The organism is Paracoccaceae bacterium (assembly GCA_012103375.1).
In the GTDB taxonomy this organism is placed as follows: Bacteria; Pseudomonadota; Alphaproteobacteria; order Rhodobacterales; family Rhodobacteraceae; genus WLWX01.
In genome coordinates this window covers 3021830-3043081 of record WLWX01000001.1, presented here as the reverse complement: position 1 = coordinate 3043081, position 21252 = coordinate 3021830, and the positions used below count along the sequence as shown (strand labels likewise).

18 protein-coding genes and 2 pseudogenes are annotated in these 21252 nt (G+C 62.5%); 17 read left to right on the top strand and 3 right to left on the bottom strand.

From position 1 onward, the window contains the following. Positions 1-113: 113 nt before the first annotated feature. From GKR99_15540 to GKR99_15465, 16 genes and pseudogenes are all read left to right on the top strand, one after another. Complete coding sequence (locus tag GKR99_15540; protein ID NKB28878.1) at positions 114-1568, top strand: nucleotide sugar dehydrogenase; 1455 nt, start codon at positions 114-116, stop codon at positions 1566-1568. A 19-nt stretch (positions 1569-1587) separates the two neighbouring features. Continuing rightward, positions 1588-2574, top strand: coding sequence for a glycosyltransferase (locus GKR99_15535; GenBank protein ID NKB28877.1), 987 nt, complete (start codon positions 1588-1590; stop codon positions 2572-2574). Continuing rightward, positions 2571-3716 carry an aminotransferase class I/II-fold pyridoxal phosphate-dependent enzyme gene (locus GKR99_15530; GenBank protein ID NKB28876.1) on the top strand — a complete coding sequence of 382 codons (1146 nt, stop codon included), beginning with the start codon at positions 2571-2573 and terminating at the stop codon, positions 3714-3716. Before GKR99_15535 ends, GKR99_15530 begins: the two co-directional genes overlap by 4 nt. Next, on the top strand, positions 3709-5055 hold the full coding sequence (locus tag GKR99_15525) for an O-antigen polysaccharide polymerase Wzy (protein ID NKB28875.1): 1347 nt from the start codon (positions 3709-3711) through the stop codon (positions 5053-5055). Before GKR99_15530 ends, GKR99_15525 begins: the two co-directional genes overlap by 8 nt. Next, entirely contained in the window at positions 5055-6176 is a 1122-nt protein-coding gene (locus GKR99_15520; GenBank protein ID NKB28874.1) for a glycosyltransferase, read from the top strand. Before GKR99_15525 ends, GKR99_15520 begins: the two co-directional genes overlap by 1 nt. Beyond that, the gene (locus tag GKR99_15515; GenBank protein NKB28873.1) at positions 6173-7297 is read left to right on the top strand and encodes a glycosyltransferase; all 1125 of its coding nucleotides are present in this window, start codon (positions 6173-6175) and stop codon (positions 7295-7297) included. The genes GKR99_15520 and GKR99_15515 overlap by 4 nt, the downstream gene beginning before the upstream one ends. Beyond that, positions 7294-8496: a glycosyltransferase gene (locus GKR99_15510; protein NKB28872.1), complete on the top strand. Its 1203-nt coding sequence runs from the start codon at positions 7294-7296 to the stop codon at positions 8494-8496. Before GKR99_15515 ends, GKR99_15510 begins: the two co-directional genes overlap by 4 nt. Then, entirely contained in the window at positions 8493-9587 is a 1095-nt protein-coding gene (locus GKR99_15505) for an oligosaccharide flippase family protein (GenBank protein ID NKB28871.1), read from the top strand. The genes GKR99_15510 and GKR99_15505 overlap by 4 nt, the downstream gene beginning before the upstream one ends. Positions 9588-9632: 45 nt before the next feature. Beyond that, positions 9633-9956 carry a hypothetical protein gene (locus GKR99_15500; GenBank protein ID NKB28870.1) on the top strand — a complete coding sequence of 108 codons (324 nt, stop codon included), beginning with the start codon at positions 9633-9635 and terminating at the stop codon, positions 9954-9956. Beyond that, positions 9953-10606, top strand: a complete 654-nt coding sequence (locus GKR99_15495) for a hypothetical protein (protein NKB28869.1) — start codon at positions 9953-9955, stop codon at positions 10604-10606. Before GKR99_15500 ends, GKR99_15495 begins: the two co-directional genes overlap by 4 nt. 1 nt (position 10607) lies before the next feature. Beyond that, complete coding sequence (locus GKR99_15490; GenBank protein NKB28868.1) at positions 10608-10760, top strand: hypothetical protein; 153 nt, start codon at positions 10608-10610, stop codon at positions 10758-10760. A 133-nt stretch (positions 10761-10893) separates the two neighbouring features. Continuing rightward, positions 10894-11919, top strand: coding sequence for a hypothetical protein (locus GKR99_15485; GenBank protein NKB28867.1), 1026 nt, complete (start codon positions 10894-10896; stop codon positions 11917-11919). Beyond that, the gene (locus GKR99_15480; protein ID NKB28866.1) at positions 11916-13622 is read left to right on the top strand and encodes a carbamoyltransferase; all 1707 of its coding nucleotides are present in this window, start codon (positions 11916-11918) and stop codon (positions 13620-13622) included. The genes GKR99_15485 and GKR99_15480 overlap by 4 nt, the downstream gene beginning before the upstream one ends. Then, a pseudogene (locus GKR99_15475) lies at positions 13619-14361 on the top strand (glycosyltransferase). The gene GKR99_15480 and the pseudogene GKR99_15475 overlap by 4 nt, the downstream one beginning before the upstream one ends. 15 nt (positions 14362-14376) lie before the next feature. Beyond that, positions 14377-15498, top strand: coding sequence for a GDP-mannose 4,6-dehydratase (gmd, locus tag GKR99_15470; protein NKB28865.1), 1122 nt, complete (start codon positions 14377-14379; stop codon positions 15496-15498). A gap of 2 nt (positions 15499-15500) precedes the next feature. Then, positions 15501-16445: an NAD-dependent epimerase/dehydratase family protein gene (locus tag GKR99_15465; protein NKB28864.1), complete on the top strand. Its 945-nt coding sequence runs from the start codon at positions 15501-15503 to the stop codon at positions 16443-16445. Here GKR99_15465 and GKR99_15460 read toward each other — a convergent pair. The 3 genes from GKR99_15460 to GKR99_15450 all read right to left on the bottom strand — a co-directional run bounded on the left by GKR99_15460 (position 16427) and on the right by GKR99_15450 (position 19672). Continuing rightward, a complete protein-coding gene (locus tag GKR99_15460; protein ID NKB28863.1) occupies positions 16427-17887 on the bottom strand; it encodes a hypothetical protein in 1461 nt (486 codons plus the stop codon). The two genes, GKR99_15465 and GKR99_15460, sit on opposite strands and share 19 nt — an antisense overlap. Continuing rightward, positions 17887-18150, bottom strand: coding sequence for a hypothetical protein (locus GKR99_15455; GenBank protein ID NKB28862.1), 264 nt, complete (start codon positions 18148-18150; stop codon positions 17887-17889). Before GKR99_15455 ends, GKR99_15460 begins: the two co-directional genes overlap by 1 nt. A gap of 109 nt (positions 18151-18259) precedes the next feature. After that, the gene (locus GKR99_15450; protein NKB28861.1) at positions 18260-19672 is read right to left on the bottom strand and encodes a mannose-1-phosphate guanylyltransferase/mannose-6-phosphate isomerase; all 1413 of its coding nucleotides are present in this window, start codon (positions 19670-19672) and stop codon (positions 18260-18262) included. A gap of 226 nt (positions 19673-19898) precedes the next feature. Between GKR99_15450 and GKR99_15445 the strand changes: the two are divergent. Continuing rightward, positions 19899-21244, top strand: a pseudogene (locus tag GKR99_15445) (sugar transporter). The last annotated feature ends 8 nt before the right edge of the window (positions 21245-21252 follow it).

The window sequence follows — 21252 nt, the reverse complement described above, 5'->3', positions numbered from 1 at the left end:
ATCCGGCGGCCCCCCGGCCACAACCCTGGTGCAACCCCGCCGTGATCGGGCTGCGCTAAGATTCAATTAACGGATGTTAACCGTCTGTTAACTCAATGGCCCCACCACAGAAGATGGCAGCGTCGAATACGTGGCGCGGACCGGAGGATTTCCGATGGCCCGCAGTCGCCGCGTGTTCGCCGAAACCCCCGTGGGGGCGGGGTGCCGACGGGGGGGAAGGGGAAGATGTGGGACAGGAAGGGATTGCCAATGCGGCCCTGCCGCAGCGGATCGCGCAATCAGGTCTGCCAGCACTGAAAGACCTGTGCCCGGCTGTCATCGGGCTGGGCTATGTCGGTTTGCCGCTGGCGATGGCACTTGCACAAACGCGGCCCACGATCGGGTACGACCTGTCGCGTGGTCGGATCGCCGCGCTGCGCGACGGAACCGATACCACGGGTGAGGTTGCGCCCGACCGGCTGAGCGCGGCGCGCAAACTGCCAATTCGGCTGACCGATCAATCCGGCAAGCTGACGGCTGCGAATTGTTACATCGTCACGGTTCCAACCCCGATTGACGCCCACAAGCGCCCCGATCTGGCCCCGCTGCTGAAGGCCTGCGCGCAGGTCGGCGCGGTGCTGTCGCCGGGAAATCTGGTGATCTTTGAAAGCACCGTTTATCCCGGCGCGACCGAAGATGATTGTGTCCCGGCGCTGGAACGCGCCTCGGGCCTGCGGCTGAACCGGGATTTCTGGGTCGGCTATTCGCCCGAACGCACCAACCCCGGCGATCCCGCCCATCGGTTGCAGGATGTCGTAAAGGTCACTTCGGGCTCGACCCCGGATGCGGCCGGGCTGGTCGACGCGCTCTATCGGCAAATCATCACCGCAGGCACGCATCCGGCCCCCAGCATCCGCGTGGCCGAAGCGGCCAAAGTGATTGAGAATACGCAGCGCGACCTCAACATCGCGCTGGTCAATGAACTGGCGATGATCTTTGACCGTCTTGATCTGGATACCGAGGCTGTACTTGAAGCCGCCGGGACCAAGTGGAATTTTCTGCCGTTCAGGCCGGGGCTGGTCGGGGGCCACTGCATTGGCGTGGATCCCTACTACCTGACCCACAAGGCCCGCGCCGCCGGGCATGAGCCCGAGGTCATCCTGGCCGGTCGCCGTCTGAATGACCGGATGGGGGCGTGGTGCGCCGCGCGGCTGGTCAGGGCGATGTCGGCGCCGGGGCGTGACCTGACCGCCGCGCGGGTTCTGATCATGGGGCTGACGTTCAAGGAAAACTGCCCTGACCTGCGCAATACCGGCGTGCTGGGCCTGATCGAGGCGCTATGCGAACACGGGCTTCGCGTCGATGTCCATGACCCGCTGGCAGACCCGGATGTCGCGCTGGCCGACTGTGATGTTGACCTGATCGCGCACCCCGTACCCGGTCTTTACGATGCGGTCGTGCTGGCCGTCGCGCATCAGGCTTTTCGCGCCCTCGGCCCGGAGCGATTGCGCGCCTTGGGCAAACCCGGGGCGCTGATCTACGATCTGAAGGGGATGCTGCCGCCTGAATGCTCGGACTTGCGGCTGTGATGCGCCTGTGGTCCCGGGGATGAGTGGTGCGGCGCTGCATATTCTTATTCCGAATTTCCCGTCACCGGACGGGTTTGTCGACAATGTCGCCCATTGCCTGCAACAGATGGGGCATCGCGTGACCTGCGCGCCGCGTCCGTTCGGACGATCCCGGCGTCCGATCCTCGATGGTGCAGGACGTGCGGCGCAATCCGCGTTCCCGCAGTTCTGGACACGGGCTGAGCGCTGGGCCGTGGCAGCCGCCCGCGCGCTGCGGCCCGATGTGCTGTTGTGCATGACGCAGGCCCTGCGCGACGACGCTTTGGCCGAGGTTGGTCGTCTGGGCATCCGACGCATCGCCTGGTGGGGCGATCCCCCCGCCAACATGCGCACCATGGGCCTGCTGAGCGATGAATGGGACGCGATCCATCTGAAAGACCGGGCCGCCGTGGGACGGTTCCGCGCGCTGGGCCTGCCAGCACAACTGACCCATGAAGCGATGAACCCGGATTGGCATTGCCCGCAGGGGGCGCAGTCAGTGCCAGACGTTGCCGTGGTCGGCAACTTCTATGGATACCGGCAGGCGCTGGCCGCTCGATTGGCCGCGAAGGGTGTGCCGCAGGCGCTTTATGGCCCGCCACTTCCCCGCTGGGGGGACCGGTCGCTTCGCGACCTGCATCGCGGAACATATCTGGTAAAGCAGCAGAAATCGCAGGTCTTCGAAGGCGCACTGGCCTGCCTGAATTCGACATCACTGGCCGAGGGCGACTCGCTCAATTGCCGCGCATTTGAAATCTGCGGCGCGGGTGGTCTGCAACTTATCGAAGATCGCGCCATTGTTGCGGATTGCTTCGCGCCCGATCACGAAGTCCTGACCTATCGCTCGATCGACGACATTCTGGGCCATCTGGACCACGCGCGCAGCAATCCGGGATGGGCCCGAAACATCCGCGCCGCAGGTCTGGCCCGGGCCAGCGCCGAACACACCTATCAACACCGCCTGACCCGCATTCTGGAGGCCGCATGAGTGGTGAACCGGAATACCCCGTCTCTCGCCCCTCGCTGGGCTCGCTGGAGATGGCATACGTGTTTGAGGCCGTATCCTCTGGCTGGATCTCGTCCCTGGGCAGCTTCGTAACCCGATTCGAGGCCGAGTTCGCCGAATTCTGCGGCACCGATCATGCCGTGTCCGTCAGCAGCGGAACCGCAGCGCTGCATCTGGCATTGCATGCATTGGGCATCGGTCGTGGCGACGAAGTTATTGTGCCCGATCTGTCGTTCATTGCGACCGCGAACGCGGTACTGATGACCGGGGCAACACCCGTTTGCGCAGAGATCGAGCCGCACTCCCTGTGCCTGGACCCGGCGGCCCTTGCCCCACTGATCACCACGAAGACCCGCGCGATCATTCCGGTGCATCTGTACGGTCAGCGCGCCGACATGGTGGCGATCAACCGGATTGCCCGGGACCATGGTTTGGTGGTGATCGAAGACGCGGCCGAGGCGCATGGCGCGGCAATTGGCACCCGGCGGGTCGGTGGTTGGGGCACCTGCGCAGCCTTCAGTTTCTATACGAACAAATGCCTGACCACCGGTGAAGGCGGGATGATCACCACGAACGACAGCGCGCTTGCCGCCCGCCTGCGGCATTTGCGCGATCATGCAATGTCACCTGATCGGCGCTATTGGCATGATGAACCGGGCTTCAACTATCGGATGACCAATCTTCAGGCCGCCATTGGCTGTGGCCAGATGGCCCGCGCCGAACAGATGAAGGGCGCGCGCCGTCGTGTCGTGCGCAGCTATCGTCGGTATCTGGGCAAGCGGCCCGGGCTGACGCTCAACCGTTCGGTTGCCGGAACCAGCCCAGCCTGCTGGATGGTCTGCCTGGAGGTTGACGGGTTTGCCGCACCGGATCGGGATCGGCTTGCGGACCGGCTGCGCGCGCGCGGTGTGGACACCCGGCCCTATTTCAACCCGATGTCGGCGATGCCGTTCCTGCCCACGGCGGACACACCGGTTGCCCACGCCATTTCGGGGCGCGGTCTGAACCTGCCGACCTATGCCGACCTTCAGGACGCAGACATTGCCCGCATCTGCGCCATCGTGACCGAAGAGGTCGCCCGATGCACAGCCTCCGCACAGCACGCGAGCGTGGGTCATGTCTGAACCGATGCTGTTCACAATTTGCGCGCTCGGCTGGGTCTGGTTGGTGGCGCGTGTCGTGTCGCGCACAATTGGCGCCGGCAGCGTCGGATTGCCTGCTGCCTGGCTGTTTGCGGTCAGCTTCATGTATGGCGGAGCCTTCGTATACGCCCTGCCCGCATACGATCACCTGCGCCCTGATGGTCATTGGTACCTGCGCACACTGGATTTCACCGGATCGACAGTCCTGACCGGGCTGATGGCCAGCTTGCTGGGGCTGGCTGGGTTTGCGCTGGGCTGTGGTGCTTTCGCGCCGCGGCGCGTTGCGGCAAAGCCGCTGCCCACCCGAACCAACACGGCACATGCCTCTCAGCTGCTGTGGTTCATGGGCGGGATCGCGGCAATCGGGTTGGTTCTGCATGCATCGCGCGTCAGCTTTCCGATGTCGGCGGCCATCCTGCAGGTCACCCGCAACATGGCGGTCGCTTGTGTCTGCCTTGGGGCGGCAATCGCGGTGGCGCGTGGGCGGCCCCTGTGGACCTGGGCAATGATTGGTGGATTGCTGCCCGCGTATTTCCTGTTGGTCTGGGGGTTCGTGTCCTACGGTTTCGTTGTCCTGACAATCTATGCCGGATTTTGTATCAGCGTTCTGCGTCCCAGGCGATTGGCGCGCTGGAAACTTGTCCTGTTAGGGGTGGCGACGCTTTACCTTCTGTTGATGCTGTTCGTCGCCTGGATGTCGTTCCGGTCCGAAATTCGCGGCGTCATCTGGACAGGCGGAACCTGGTCAGCGCGCTGGGCAGTCCTGGCACAGGCGCTGGCTGGCATCGAATGGGCCTGGCCTGCCAGCCCCGCAGCATTGGACTGGATCAACATCCGGCTGAACCAGACCATGATGGTCGGCAAAGTGATCGAACGGCACGGCCACCACCCGGAGTTACGCCAACACGGCGCAACGCTGTGGGTCGTCCTGCTGGCCTGGGTGCCGCGCGTCCTGTGGCCCGGCAAGCCCGAGATGGGCGGCAGCACCTTCATGGCCGAGCACACCGGGCGCGTCTTCTCGGAAAGCTCAACGTTCGGGGTCGGTCCGATCATCGAGTTCTACGTGAATTTCGGCTATTCCGGCATCTTCTTGGGATGCGTGATCCTGGGGTTCTGCCTGCGCTGGCTGGACCGCCGCGCCGCGATGTCACTGGCAGGGTGTGATCTGTTCGGATTTCTCAAGTGGTTCACGATCGGCGTCGCGCTGATTGCGCCTTCGTCGATGATGATCTTCGTCGCGGCGTCGGCTGCGATGGCCTATATCGGGATGACGGCGCTTGGCGCGATGCTGCGTCGCCCCCGCAGAATGCGCACAATCTGATGCGGCGCCCGCTGCTGATCTCTCCACCGCCGGTGGATGGTTATCCACCCGTACAAGCGCAGGCCCGGCTTCTGGCGCGGGAGGGGTATTCCGTAACTCTGGTGACGACGGCACGCCGACACACGGGCCAGGTGAGGTTTAACGAACCGGGGGTAACGGTCGTCACATTGTGCGAACCGAAAACCGGATTTGGGCAAGTTGCGCGGATTCAGAGACTGATTTCATTCGTTCGCGCGATCACGAACGCACGCCGCAATCGCAAGCTTGACGTTGAAATCGCCTATGACCCGCTGGCGATGCTCTACAGCGATCTGGCGCCGCAAAAGCCGCCTCAGCGTATAGCGCATTTCCATGAATCGCTTTCGTCCGGGCGATGGATTGAACGGCGGATGCGAACCGCGATCAAAGGGTTCAGCCGCGTCGTCGTTCCCGATGAAGGGCGCGGCCAGGCGTTGTTGCAACAACTGGACCTGCGCGCGGCACCGCTGGTGGTGCCGAACTATCCGCTTTTGTGCGCGCCGCCGCGCAAACCGACCACACGCCCCGGGTTGGAGGTGTTGTATTGCGGCGTGCTGGGAAGGGGTCAGAATCTGCCGCTGATCCTTGCATCTGTGCCTTTGTGGCCTGCCGACACCCGGCTGACGCTGATCGGGGAATGCGAGACCGGGTTGGGACGCGCGCTGCAGGCGCAGGTACGGGACGCGGGGCTTTCCCGGCGTATCCGCTTTACCGGCTGGGTTGATCTTGCAGAACTTCCCGAAAGGCTGGCGCAGGCCGATCTGGGGCTGTGCCTTCTGGATGACGCGCCGGTGCAGTTTCGCACCGCGCTGGGGGCCAGCAACAAGCGCTATCAATATATGCAGGTCGGGTTGGCGCAGATCGGAGATCGCAATCCGGGCGTTGCGGATTTGCTGGAAGGCCAGCGCATCGGGCGATGCCTTGAAACCTATTCAGCCGCGGCGCTTGCGCGATTGGTGCACCACTATGCGCAAGACCCTGACGCGCTGCGGTCCGAAGGCGCGCGCGCAGCGAACCTGCACCGGACAGCGTACAATTATGAAGCGGCATTCGCACCGCTGTTGGTAGGTATCCGCAATGATGACCTGCGGGACGCGGCATGAGCGCGCGCATCCTCTACCTAACCCCCGGAGTTTTCGATAAGGGCGGGATCAGCCGGTATGGCCGTTATCAGATCAAGGCAATGGCGGAGTTTGCGGATCTGCGTGTCCTGTCCCTCGCCGGGCCGGATGCTGACAGTTTCGAGGATCCCTTCGATGTGTTCTGGCACAGCACCCGGCCAAACCTGTGCAGCCGGGCCGCCATGGTCGCCCAGGCCATTCGCCAAGCGCTGACCTGGCGTCCCAATGTGATTCACGCCGCCCACGTGAACCTCGGCCCGCTGGCCGCACATCTGGCCCGTTTCACCGGGGCGCGGACGATTCTGAATGTTTATGGGCGCGAGGTCTGGGGGGATCTCAGCCACCGGCGACGTCGCGCGCTTTATTGCAGCAACCATGTCATCGCCGATTGCTATTCGACAGCCGATCATCTGCAGCGTGGGGCGATGCATCCTGAACCGGCCACCGTGATCTGGGATTGTGTCGACCTTGCGCGGTTCTCCCCGGGGGCGGCGGACCCGAAGGTTCTGTCGCGCTATGGACTCGCGTCCAGCTTTGACAGGCCGATCATCCTGTCGTTGGGGCGATTGGCGCAGGATTCGCGCCACAAAGGGTTCGACCGGATGATCTCGGCGTTTTCGACCCTGAATCACCCAGATGCGCGCCTTGTCATCGCTGGTGATGGCACAGATCGCGCCCGGCTTGAGGGGGTGGCCAATCAGCACGGGCTAAACGGATGCTGCCGCTTTATTGGATCCGTGGACGAGGCTGATCTGCCGGACATCTATCGCGCCGCGCGGGTTTTCGCGCTTGTATCTGACAAGGGCTATAACCGGGGCGAAGGGTTGCCCCTGACCCCGATCGAGGCATTGGCCTGCGGAGTCCCGGCAATCGTGGGAAACGAAGATGGCTCTTGTGAGGCGGTGGATGCGGACCGCAACGGGCGCGTAATCTCACCCCGGGATCCGTGCGCCTATGTCGCCGCTTTGGCCGAAGTCCTGAACCAGCCCGTCAAAGCGGCGCGCCGCGCGGCCCGACACGTCGCCGAAGAACGCTTCGGCTTTGAGGCCTTTGCCGCCAAGCATCGCGTGTTTTATGAGCAGGCGATCGGGCATCGGTCATGAATATCCTGCTCTATATGCCGAACTATCTGCCCGCCACCCGCTATGGCGGCCCAATCCGATCGGGGCATGGTCTGGCAAAGGCGCTGGTGAAGGCAGGCCACAGGGTGCAGGTGTTCACCACCGATGTTGACGGGCCGGATCGGTCGGATGTGCCGTTGGATACTCCGCTGGATGTGGATGGCGTGACAGTTCGCTATTTCGCGACACGCCCGCCGCATCGGCTGTATTTTTGCCCGGCAATGGCCAAATCAGTTTCTGCGGCATTGGCCGATGCCGATGTGCTGCATCTGAATGGCTGCTACCTCTGGCCCGGGCCTGCGCTGGCACGATTGGCGCGGCGCGCGGGCGTGCCTTATGTGACCTCGCCGCGCGGGATGCTGCAACGCGATCTGATCGCCGGAAAATCGGCGCTGGCGAAACGCCTGTGGATCGCGGGGTTCGAACGGCGTCTGCTGGCGACTGCCGGGGCGATCCACGCAACGTCGGAGGGCGAGGCGTGCGGTATACGCTCACTCGCCCTCGATCTTCGCCCGGTTCACGTGATCGGAAATGGCATCGACCCACCTGCGTTGCCGCTGTCGGCCAGTCCGATCTGGAAGGGTGTTCCGCAGGGGCGGCGCGTGGCGTTTCTTGGGCGGCTGGACCGGATGAAAGGCGTCGATCTTGTGCTTCAGGCGGCAGCGCTGGTGGGAGGCACCCAGTTGCGAATCGCCGGGCCGGATCCCATCGGGCTGCGCGCGGCCTTGACCAATGCGGGTCTGGTCGGGCCGGGGGTGCAGTTTGTCGGACCGCTGGATGATGCGGCGAAATGGGCATTTCTGGCAGGCGCGGATGTTCTGGTCGCGCCGTCGCTGCACGAAAGCTTTGGCATCGCAGTGGCCGAGGCGCTGGACGTTGGAACGCCGGTCATCACGACGCCCGGCGTCGGAATCTCGCCTGTTGTTGCGGAACTCGTTGCGAGCTGCGTTGTTGATCGAACGCCGGACGCCCTGGCCCATGCGTTGCGCGGGCTGCTGTCCGATCCTGCGCGGTGTCGGCGTATTGCGGACCGCACACCGGGCCGGATCGCGCGGGAATTCGGATGGCCCCGGATCGCCGGGAAATTCACGAGAGTTTATCGTTCCATTGCCTCTGATCACGCCAGAAATCAACGGTTTTTCGGCGATTCAGAGCCTGAACTTAAGCGAGCGATCCGTTGAGCGTGCCACTGATTGCCCGGCCGCAACGGGCGTTCATTGGCAATGTCGCGCGGCTTGGCACCGGGCAGGCGGTGGCGCTGGTGTTGCCGATCCTGGCGGCACCACTGCTGGGGCGGCTTTACTCCCCGGCGGATTATGGCGCGCTGGCATTGTTTATGGCCGCGACCGGAATACTGAGCGTTGTGGCCGCGCTGCAGATGCACCATGGGATCATTGCGGCGCGCTCAGAACAGGCGGCGCGGGCGCTGGTCTGGCTCTGCTTTGGTCTGGCGATCTGTCTGGCCCTGGGCCTTCTTGTCGCGCTGAGTCTTGCCTCACTTATCAATGTGGCGGTTGGCTGGTTGTGGCTGCTGCCGATCACCGTCGCGATCGCAGGCGCGATGGCGGCGCTGACCACCCTGGCGAACCGCGCGCGCCGATACGGATTTCTGGCACGCCTGCAGGTGAGCAGCACAGCGGGGATTGTCGTGGTTTCCCTCCTGTGCGGTATCTTGGGGTGGGGGCAGGCCGGGCTTTTCGCTGGCTATCTGACGGGTCAGCTTGTCACCCTTGGTTTTGGGATGCATCTTTGGCGGACAGAGCTACCGGGTAAGCGGCCATCGCTTCGACGCATGCATGTGGTCGCCGTGCGACATCGCCGCTTTGCCCAGTTCACCTTGCCGTCCGAGTTGGTCGGCAGCTGGAACCAGCACCTGCCCGTTTTCGCATTGGCGACCCTTGGCGCGGGGCCAGCGCTGGGCGCATTTTCCCGGGCGCGGCGACTTGCAGGCCTGCCTATAACACTGATCGGCGCGTCCGTCGGGCAAGTGTTTCGCGCCGAAGCAGCGGTGGCTTGGCGCAACACTGGAAGTTGCCGGACCCTGTACCTGAACACGGCTGTCGGGGTGTTTCTGGTCGGGCTGCTTCCCTGCGCCGCTTTAATCTGGGCGGCGCCTGCGGTCTTCACGCTCTACCTCGGGCCGCAATGGGCCGATTGTGTTGAAAAACTCCGAAATCAGAGCGTCGCGGATTTCTTGCGAAAACCTATGAAGCGAAATAGTCGGAAAGCTTTGACCACGAGACAGCGCATGGCTGCGCGTGAGCGCATGTAGGCGATTTGGGCCGACCCCCGCGCCAAAAATTTAGGATCGGGCTGCATGGAAAGAAAAATCATCGTTCAGGCCCTAAAACGGAGTTTTTCAACACAATCGGCCGAGGCCGGGCAATTCGCGCGGATCCTCGCGCCGATGCTGTTGCTGCGGCTTGCAGTCTCGCCCGTGTCGTCGGTTTTTCAGATCACCGGGCGGCAGAAAATGGCGTTCGCGCTGTCGCTAGGGGCGGCTGCACTGATCGGAGGCTGCGTCGTCGCAGCGATGCTTTCAGGGGCGACGGCGCTGGGCGTGATCGCCGGATTCAGCTTCGCCTATTCCCTGGTCTATTGCGTTTACTTCGTCGCCGGACTGCGGGTTTGCGGGCCATGACCGGGCAAAATGCACCTATCGCGCGGCGCATCTGGCGTTCACCGCTGCGACTGGCCGAGGTTGTCTGCACGCGCCTGCCCCGGTTTCGCTTCATCGCCGAAACTGCGGACAGCGCGACGCCGATCAGCTTTGGCATGTGGTTCGATCAAGAAGTGCGCGGCATTAACCGCGGACCCTATTGGCCGGTGCATCGCAGCAGCCGTGTGACCCGGTGGCGCAATGTGCTGTGCGGGGCCGAGGTCGCGCCGGGCTATATGCCGGGATGTTACATTCAGGCGCTGTCACCAATCCGCATCGGTGATTACACCCGGATCGGGCCGAACGTCTGCCTGATATCCGAGAATCATGTGCCAACCGATCTGGCACAGCATGAGCCTGGCGGGATCACCATCGGACGCGGTTGCTGGATCGGGGCCGGGGCTGTGGTTCTGCCTGGAGTGGCTCTGGGCGATTTCACCACGGTCGGTGCGGGTGCGATCGTCACGAAAAATGTCCCGGATGGCCATGCTGTCATCGCGGGCAACCCCGCGCGAATCATCCGCCGATTGGACCCCGCAGATTGCAGGATACGCCCCGCCACGCATATCTATCACGGCTATATCCCGCAGGCCGAGTTTGCCGCTTTCCGCGCCGCCGAGTTGAACTTGTGAGTTGCCTGTTCAAACCCGGTGCCCGCATCTGGCTGATTGTGTTGAAAAACTCCGAAATCAGAGCGTCGCGGATTTCTTGCGAAAACCTATGAAGCGAAATAGTCGGAAAGCTTTGACCACGAGACAGCGCATGGCTGCGCGTGAGCGCATGTAGGCGATTTGGGCCGACCCCCGCGCCAAAAATTTAGGATCGGGCTGCATGGAAAGAAAAATCATCGTTCAGGCCCTAAAACGGAGTTTTTCAACACAATCGGCTGATCTCACCTCAGCACTGGGACGGCCTGCCGGTGTCGAAACATTACTACGCGCGCGAACTTGCCGCGCGGGGCTGTCGTGTGTCCTTCATCGGGCCGCCGGGCGGTGGCAGGGGCATTCGCCGTATTGCAACGGGCGTCAGCGGTATCGAGTGTGTTCGCTATGGCACGTGGTTTCCCTATCGCATGAAGTTTCACGCGCCGCGCCTGTTCGATATCGCCATGCATCGGCAGGCCCGGCTGATTGCCAGAGCGTTGGGTGGCCCTGCCGATCTGATCTGGGATTTCGACAACACCGGGCAATTTTCGGATCTGCGCGCGTTTGGGGCAAAACAGTCTCTGTTTCATCTGGTCGATGCGCCGTCGCGCCCCTCGGTTGGGACCAAACACGCCACAAGGCTGGCCGCGCTGCATGCTGATTTCATGGCAAAATCCGGTGCACGGTGCGCGGTACCTGTGATTGGCCATGGTCTGTCCCCGGTCCATGCGCGCGCGGCGCAGCGGCGATTGCGAAATGGAACGACCGCTACGGGCGGCGAAGTGGCGATGGTTGGAAACCTCTGCGCCATCTGGATCGACTGGCCGGTTATTCTGGACTTGGTAAGGCGATTTCCGGATGTGACCTTCCGCTTAATCGGCCCGCTGCCCCGGCTTGCGCCGTCACCCGCGTTCGCAGCACTCCAGAACGCGCTAAACTGCATCTTCACCGGGCGGCTTTTGCCCGAACAGATTGCCGCGCTGGGCGACAAGGTTGCGGTCTGGCTGATTGCATTCAACGAACAGGTACAGGGCGGGCCAACCGACACCCACAAGATGCTGGAGTATCTGTCGACCGGCGCGCCGATCCTGACATCGTGGCTGGCAAACTGGGCCGAAAACGATCTGGTCACGATGGCCGAACGAGGCAGTAATTCAGCGATGCCGGATATGCTGGGCCAGTTGCTGACCGCACCTGGGTCCGAATGCCTGTACAAACGCCGGATCGAAACCGCATTGGCGGCCAGCTATGCCGCCCGCCTTGACCAGATCGAAGCGCTTTTGGCTGGGCCGGGCAGTTGAGCGTCATTCTTGGCCTCAACGCGCATCACCCGGATGCTGCCGCCTGCCTGCTGATCGACGGTCAGCTTGTCGGTGCCGTGGCCGAGGAACGACTGGGCCCCCGGATCAAACATAGTGATGCCTTCCCGGAACACGCGATCCTATGGCTACTGTCGGAGAATGGCCTGCGGTTGCGCGATGTCGGGCATGTGGCGGTCGCGCGCGACCCCTGGGCCAACGCAGCCGCAAAGCTGCGCCATGGGCTGCGCCACCCATCGGCGGCGTGGCGATTTCTGGGGCGGCAGCGTGCCGGTCGCGTCGGTCTTGGTGGGCTGGCCCGGATGTGCGGCGAAGACCCGGCGCGCGTGACGTTTCGCATTCACCGGGTCGAACATCATCTGGCCCATATCGCCAGCGCCTATTTCGCCTCGGACTTCGACGCGGTGACAGCGGGGGTATCCTATGACGGATCGGGCGATTTCGCCTCTGCCATGGTGGCGCGCTGCGAAGGGAACAGGATCGAGGTATGTCAGCGGGCTATGCTGCCCCACTCTCTGGGGCACTTCTATACCGCGCTCAGCCAGTTCATCGGATTTGACCGGTTTGGCGAGGAATATAAGGTGATGGGTCTTGCCCCATATGGCGAAGATCGGTTTGCCCGCGAGATTGAGCAGATCCTGCCCTGCGGGGGAAGGGAGCTTGTGCAGGTCGCAGAGGGGGCGCTCAAACCCGCCGCCAACCTAAATGCAAGTCTCTATTTCACCAGGATTTCCGATCTGTTTGGTCCGCCGCGCCATCGCAATGACCCGATTACCCAGCGTGAAAAGGACATTGCGCGGTCGGTTCAACTGCGGTTTGAGGCGGCGGCGTTGCACCTGTTTGGCCGCGCCCACGATCTGATCCCAACCGCCCGACTGGCCCTTGCCGGGGGGTGCGGGCTGAACGGGGTTATGAACGCGCGTATACCGCGCGACACGGAATTCACGGCAGTCTTCCACCAACCGGCAAGCGCTGATGACGGCACCGCACTTGGCGCGGCGCTGCACTGCTGGCATGTCGGGTTGGGGCGGACCGAACGGTTCCGAATGCAACACGCGTTCTGGGGGCCGGAATACTCCGATGCCGAAATTCGCGCCGCAATTGATCAGGCCGGTCTGCGCGCGGAACAGATGCCAAGCCCGGCCGCAGCGGCCGAAAGGGCCGCCGATCTGATCGCGGATGGTGCGGTGATTGGCTGGTATCAGGGGCGCAGCGAATGGGGGCCGCGGGCGTTGGGCAATCGGTCAATCCTGGCAAACCCCGCCGCCGCGGACATGAAAGCGACAATCAACGCGCGCATCAAACGGCGCGAATCCTTCCGCCCCTTCGCCCCCTCTGTCCTGGCCGAAGATGCGGCGGAGTATTTCGAACAACCCACAACCAGCCCCTTCATGATGCATGTCGTGCGGTTCCGGCGGAAATGGCGCGACCGCTTTCCGGCGGTGACCCATGTGGACGGAACCGGACGCCTGCACACGGTTGATGCCACGACGAACCCGCTGTTTCATCATCTGATTCGCGCGGTGAAATCGCGCACAGGTCACGGTATGGTCCTGAACACCAGTTTTAATGAGAACGAGCCGATCGTCGACCGCCCGGAGCAGGCCATTGCCTGCTATCTGCGAACCGACCTCGACGCGCTGGTGCTTGGGCGCCATGTGCTGGTCAAACGGGCCGCGCCATGAAGATCTCCATTTTGACAGCCACGCGGGACCGCGCGGATGTGCTGGGCGCGGCGCTGGATTGCCTGGATGCGCAGACATTCACCGATTGGGAACATCTGATTCAGGATGGCGGAACCGACGATGCCACGGCAAACCTGCTGGCAGCGCGCGCCGATCCGGCAGAACGGTCAGCCGGTCGCCCGACGCCGGTGTCTACGACGCGCTGAACACAGCAACCCGGCGGGCCACTGGCGAGGTTGTCGGCATCCTCCATTCAGATGATGTCTTTGCCAGCGCCGATGTGCTGCAACAGGTCGCAACAGTGTTCGAGGATCGGGCGGTCGCGGTGGTTTACGGTGATCTGGACTATGTTTCCCGGCACGACCCCACTCGTATTGTCCGCAGATGGCGCAGCCACGCTTTTGATGCGCGAAGGCTACGGCGCGGGTGGATGCCGCCGCATCCAACGCTGTTTGTGCGACGCAGCGCGCTGCCGGAAGTCGGGCCATATGACAGCAGCTTCCAGATCTCGGCAGATTACGATCTGATGATACGTCTGTTGCGCAGCGACGGCGGCGCGGTTCGATACATCCCTCAGGTTCTGGTCCGGATGCGAAGCGGCGGCCTCAGCAACGGTTCGGTTCGTAAACTGATCCGCCGCACCCGAGAGGATTTGCAGGTTCTGCGAAAAAACGGCATGGGGGGGTATGGGGCGCTGGCGTTGAAATCCCTGCGCAAGTTGCCCCAGATACATATATGATTACAGGGCCAGCAGATGACCAAACGCGCGCTAATCACCGGCATCACGGGCCAGGACGGATCGTTTCTGGCCGAGCTGTTGCTGGAAAAAGGGTATGAAGTTCACGGCATCAAGCGGCGCGCGTCATCGCTGAACACGTCACGCATCGACCATATCTATCAGGATCCCCATGAAGCGAACCCACAGTTGTATCTGCATTATGGCGATCTGTCGGACACATCAAACCTGACGCGGCTGGTTTCGGACATTCGCCCTGACGAGGTCTATAATCTGGGGGCGCAGTCCCATGTCGCCGTCAGCTTTGAATCGCCCGAATATACCGCGGACGTCGATGCCATTGGCACGCTGCGCCTGTTGGAGGCGATCCGGTTCCTTGGCCTGGAAAAGACAACGCGATTCTATCAGGCGTCAACGTCCGAGCTCTATGGAAAAGTGGTCGAGACACCGCAGTCGGAATCCACTCCATTCTATCCGCGCAGCCCCTATGCGGTTGCCAAGCTCTATGCCTATTGGGCCTGCGTGAACTTCCGCGAGGCCTATGGGATGTTCGCCTGCAACGGCATCCTGTTCAATCATGAAAGCCCGCGACGGGGCGAAACTTTCGTGACCCGGAAGATCACGCGCGGGTTGTCCATGATCGCGCAGGGGCTGGAAAAGTGTCTGTTTATGGGAAATATCGACGCTTTGCGCGATTGGGGTCATGCGCGCGACTATGTCCAGGCGCAATGGCTGATGCTGCAACAGGACGACCCGAAAGATTACGTCATCGCCTCGGGCGTTCAGCATTCCGTGCGCGATTTCATCCGATGGGCAGGCGAAGACCTGGGCCTGACGCTGGTGTTCCGCGGCGATGGCCTGGATGAGCATGCCGTGGTCGCAGGGATCATTGGCGATGCCGCCCCTGCGCTGAGTGTTGGTGACGTGGTCATGCGGATCGACCCGCGTTATTTCCGCCCGGCCGAGGTTGAGACTCTGTTGGGCGATCCATCGCGCGCAAAACGCGATCTGGGTTGGTCTGCGACGACCACGGCGCGTGAGATGTGCACCGAAATGGTTGCCACCGATCTGGCCGATGCGCGTCGCCACGCCTTCCTGCGCGAACACGGCTATGATCTGCCAGTTGCTGCGGGGGAATGAGCATGCGGATCTTCCTCGCTGGGCATCGCGGCATGGTCGGCGGCGCCATCGCACGACAGTTGAAAGGTCGAACCGGTGTCAGCGTGATCACCCGAAGCCACGCGGAACTTGACCTAAAGGATCAGGCCGCGACAGCTGCGTTCTTTGCCGATCAGCGCCCGGATGTCGTTATTCTGGCCGCCGCCCGTGTCGGCGGTATTCTGGCAAACAATGATTACCCCGCCGATTTCATCTATGACAACCTGATGATCGAGGCGAATGTGATCCATCAGGCCTATGCCCATGGGGTCACGCGCCTTCTGAACCTCGGGTCGTCCTGCATCTATCCGCGCGATGCGGCGCAACCGATGCGCGAAGACGCGCTGCTGACCGGCCCGTTGGAGCTGACCAACGAACCCTATGCCATCGCCAAGATCGCGGGGATCAAGCTTTGCGAAAGCTACAATCTTCAGCACGGCGTCGATTATCGAAGTGTGATGCCGACGAACCTCTACGGTCCCGGCGACAACTTCGATCCGGTCAAAAGCCATGTGTTGCCCGGGCTGATGCAGCGGTTTCACCACGCCGCACAGGCGGGTGATGACGTGGTTGAGGTTTGGGGCAGCGGCGCCCCGAAGCGCGAGTTTCTGCATGTCGACGATATGGCGGCGGCGTCACTGCATGTTCTGGACCTGCCGAAATCCGATTGGAACAGCGCCACCCACCCACGCAGCAGGTTTCTGAATGTGGGCACCGGGCAGGATATCTCGATCGGCGAGCTGGCCACGATGCTGGCCAAGGTGACTGGGTACAAAGGGCAGATCGCGTTTGACGGCAGCAAACCTGACGGGACACCGCGAAAACTGCTCGACGTGGCGCGGCTGGCCGATCTGGGCTGGAGCGCGAAAATCGGCCTGCGCGAAGGGATCGCGCAGACCTATGACTGGTATCAGAACAACGTCGCATAGATGCTTGCGGCCAGACCCTCCATGCCGGTCGCATTCAGATGCAGGCCATCACCGCCCACCCCATAGCCCGAGGCGTCGATCAACGTCGCGCGCGCGCCAAGCGCACTGACGACAGATGATTGTGCCGTGCGCACCGTTGTTTCCGCGCTGGCGTTCGTTGGCGGTGTTTCTTTGGTCTGCACAATCACCCAAGGCACGCTGTCCAGCCCGGTATGGGCATCGAAAGAGGCGACCATCGCCGTCAGCTCTGCCTGATGGACATCAGCGGTCGAGGTGAACATCGCGTCCTGTTCGCCCTGCCACCAGCCCACGCCGCGCCAGTTCAGTCCGACGCCCGCCTCCAAAGCATCCGCGATCGCCAGATAGTGGTTGTGCAATGCGGACCGCCACCAGCCCGCATTCGTCTCTAACTCACCTTCGGACCACGACGCACCATTGGCGACATTGGCGTCCGAGGACGGCGCCAGAAACGACGACCCGCGCGCTGTCTCTTCAATATAGAGATCGCGGCCCGTCGGTGTGTCCTGCCGCAGATTCGCCCAGATCACTTCGGCCCCGAAATAGGCCGAACCGCCATCACAGTGATTTGTCCCAAGGTCGAGCGTCGCAAACGCCGTTGTCGCATTCAGGAACTCATTCTGCAGAATATAGGCCTCTGTGTAGGTGCGGGCCTGATTGGACGCGGACAGATCAGCGATCAGCGCACGTCCATCAGCATTCGACTGCCCCCAAAGGATCAGCGCGTCTGCCTGGACCGCGCAATCCGCAAAGGCGACGTAATTTCCCCCGCCACGCGCGCGCAAAAGGCTGCGGCAGAAGGCAAATATCCTGGCGCGATCCGTGTCATCCAGCGCCCGGTCATAGACCCCGGCCCAGCCCAGATCGAACGAGGTATTTCGGTTGGTCGTGGTCCCGCCGCGCCCGCCGAATGTCAGATTGCCGCTGGCCGAGTTCGCCATCTCGCGGAACACCACTTGCCAGCCGCCGGTGTTGAGCGTGAACGCGCCCGATCCGGTATCGTCGCGCCGATACGCCCGTGCGATCCCTGCGCCCTTCGCGATATGGATCGTATCGGTCAATTGCAACGACGCGCCGTTTGCAGCGCTGCCCAATATACCCTTATTGGTCGCCACCGGCCCCGAGTGGTGGAACCCGCCGGTGCCAGCATTGGCCCGATAAAGCATCGCGACGGTTCGCACGCCCGTGATTACGGGTGTCTGCACCGCGCCGTTGTCCGCGCTCAGACCATAGGCTTGCCAGGCGGTGTTCGGGCTGGCTGCTGCTGTCAGGTCGATGGCGTGACTGCCGGTCTGATCGGCAACGGTGGAGCCGCTGCCCTCCTCAAACCGCCAATCCGCCAGCAATCCGATGTCGGGCAGGGCGATCGGACCGCTGCGGCCCATCGCCACCAGACCGGTGACGCTGACATCCAGCCCCAGCATCAGCCGATCACCAGCGCGTGGATACCGCTGGCCGTGGTGCCGGTTGCGTTGACGCGGGCAACGCCGACAGGAAGCACGGCGTTGTCGGCAACATTCACCGTCCGGCTGCCGCCGCCAACGGTTTCCAGCGACAATGCACCGCCGGTTTCGATGTAAAGCGCGACGGCCACATCGTCGAGGTTGGTCACGTCGCTGGGGGTGACGGCAATGATATCACTGGCCGGCCCGCTTAACGGGATGGCGCGATTGGCGAAAGGGTTCATAGGTTTCTCCGCGAAAGGACCCGAGCGTGGGCCGGAACGGTCGCGGTAGCTGCAATCGCAAGGTTATCAGATGGTTAGCGCACCGCCCGTAGGGCCGCCCGCCCGTGCGTCAGTCGCGTTGATAGACATCTTCATAGCGTTTGATGTCATCCTCGCCCAGGTATGTGCCAGTCTGAACTTCTATCAAAACCATGTTGACGTGGCCGGGGTTCTCCATCCGGTGTTTTGCGCCCAGCGGGACATAGATCGACTCGTTCTCGGCAACCAGCTTTTCCGTGTCATCCACTGTCACCCGCGCGGTGCCTTGCACGACGATCCAGTGTTCGGCCCGGTGCATATGCGATTGCAGGCTCAGTGCCGCGCCCGGCTTGACCACGATCCGCTTGACCTGAAACCTGTCCGACAATGCCAGCGTTTCAAACCAGCCCCAGGGACGGTGATCGATCGGAAATGTCTCGGCCTGGCGCGTGCCGCGTTCTTTCAGCGCGGCGACGGCTTGCTTGACCTCTTGCACGTGGTTTCGGTTGGCCACCAGAACCGCGTCCGGTGTTGCCACCACCACGGTATCGGTCAGTCCGATACCAACCACGGTCTGACCACTGTCTTCTGCACGCACAAGCGTGTTTGTGCACCCCAGCGCCAGGCCCTGATCGCTGACCGTGTTGCCGTCCGCATCCTGATCCATCTCGCGCCAGACGGCATCCCAACCGCCAAGGTCTGACCAGCGTCCCGTGAACGGAACGACCGACAGGTTATCGGCCTTCTCCATCACCGCATAGTCGATGGAAATCGACTCGGCCCCGGCCCAGCTTGCCGGGTCCAGGCGATGGAAATTCAAGTCGGGTTTCGCCCGATCAACAGCATCCCCAACCGGCGCAAGCAAGTCAGGCGCATGCGCGCGGAATGCCCTGAGTATGCCCGCGACCGAGAACAGGAAAACACCCGCGTTCCACAGATATCGCGGATCGGCCAGCATTGCCTCGGCCGTTTTGGCGTCCGGCTTCTCGACAAACCGGATCAGCGATTGCGCGCCGGTGTTGTCGGCGTCTTCGCGCTCCAGCCAGCCATATCCGGTCTCGGCCCGGTCCGGGGCGACGCCAAAAGTCACAAGCCCGCCAGCCTGGGCCGTGGCGCGCCCGGCATCGACCGAGGCGGCAAATGGGTTTGCATCCGGAACAACATGATCGCTTGGTGCGACCAGCATCAGCGCGTCGGGGTCCGATTTTTCAAGCCACAAAGCTGCGGCAAGGATGGCGGCCGCTGTATTTTTCGCCTCAGGCTCGATCAAGATCGTGGCTTCGTCTATTCCCGCTTCCGTTAGCTGATCGGTAACCAGAAACCGGAAATCCGAACCGGTCAGCACCAGTGGCGGGCCATAGGCTGGCCGGGAAAGGCGCTGGGCCGTCGCCTGAAACAGGCTCTGATTACCCAAGAAATTGCTGAATTGCTTGGGATAGCTTTTCCTTGAAAGCGGCCAAAGCCGCGTGCCGGATCCACCACATAGAATTACCGGAATGATCATCTTTGCCCTGCTACCCAATTCACTGCACATGTATGAAATTCTTTAGCGCAGCAATTGCCTGCGCACCACTGTTCCCGCAATCAGCGCGCTCGAAAACGTGCCACCCGCAAGCCCGGGTTGACCGAAGCACGGTGTCAGAGGGGGAAGTTAACTATCGTTAACCAAATCCTAATTTAGTTGGCGCATTGTGGGGCTATTAGGGGCGTATTTTGATTGGGGAATTGGAATGGTGCGGATTGTTCTGGCGCTAGCTGTGTTGGGCCTTGTGGGTTGCGACGCAATTTATTCAGCGCCAAAGGTCCTCAGGGGCGCATCGGCTGGGCAGGATGTTTTGGTGCAACCAATTACCTTGCGGTCGCTTGAGGTGGCAAACAGCACCCCATACCAACCCAGACAACTGTCTGACGCATTTTTTGCAACCTCTGGCGGGCCGGGCAGTCTGGGGCGCATCGGCGCGTTGCCCACGCCGCCGCTTGGTCCGAATGGCAATCCCGTGCGCCCAACCATCAGCCTGCCACCGGACATGCCGAAGACGGCCTATGAAATCGGCATCGGCGACATCGTACAACTGGCCACGCGCGCCAGTAGCAGCCTCCAAAGTATCGGGGGCAATACCGCTGATAACCTGCGCCAGACCTACGCGGTTCAGGATGACGGCACGATCGGCATCCCCGACGCCGGGCGTGTTGCCGTGGCGGGCATGACCATTGATGAAGCCGAAGGCGCGGTGTTTCAGGCGTTGGTGCGCGCCAACATCGATCCCTCGGTCAGTTTGGAGATTGCCGAGTATCGCTCGCAGCGGGTTGCCATTGGGGGCGCGGTTCGCACCTCCAGGGTTGTTCCCGTGACACAGAAAGGTCTGACGCTGGTCGAAGCGATCGGTGCCGCCGGCGGGGTCACCGCAAAGGATCGCGAATACACGGCTATCCGCATTTATCGGGACGGCGCGATCTATCAGGTTCCATTGTCTGAGTTTGATCGGCGCGCCGAACTTCAGCGCTTGGAGCTGTTCGGCAGTGACAGTGTCTTTGTCGACGAAAACTACGATTACGAACGTGCGCAGGCCTTCTTCGCCCAGCAGATCCAATTGATCGGCCTGCGCCGCGCAGCGCGTGCCGACGCGCTGAGCGCGTTGAACTCGGCCGTCCAGATCCGCCGAACCGCCTTGATCGAAGCACAGGGGAATTTTCGCGCGCAGGAAGAATTCGGGGCAGTGCGGCGCGACTATGTCTATCTTGCGGGCGAAGTTTCGCGTCAGTCGCGCCTGGCGATGCCCTTCGCCATGGCCTGTCACTGGCCGACGCGCTGTTTGGCGAAGGCGGATACGATCAAATCTCAGGCGACAGCAGCCAGATTTATGTTCTGCGGGGCACTGCTGGTGCGGATACGGTGACCGCTTGGCACCTTGATGCGTCGAACGCGGTCAATTTTGTTATTGCCACCCGGTTCGAACTGCGCCCCAGCGATATTGTGTTTGTCAGCCAGCAGCCCGTGACCCGCTGGAACCGCGCCATCGCGCAGATCTTGCCGACGCTGGGCCTTGGGCGACAGACGCAGGCCCTGGCGAACTAGGAGCGTGT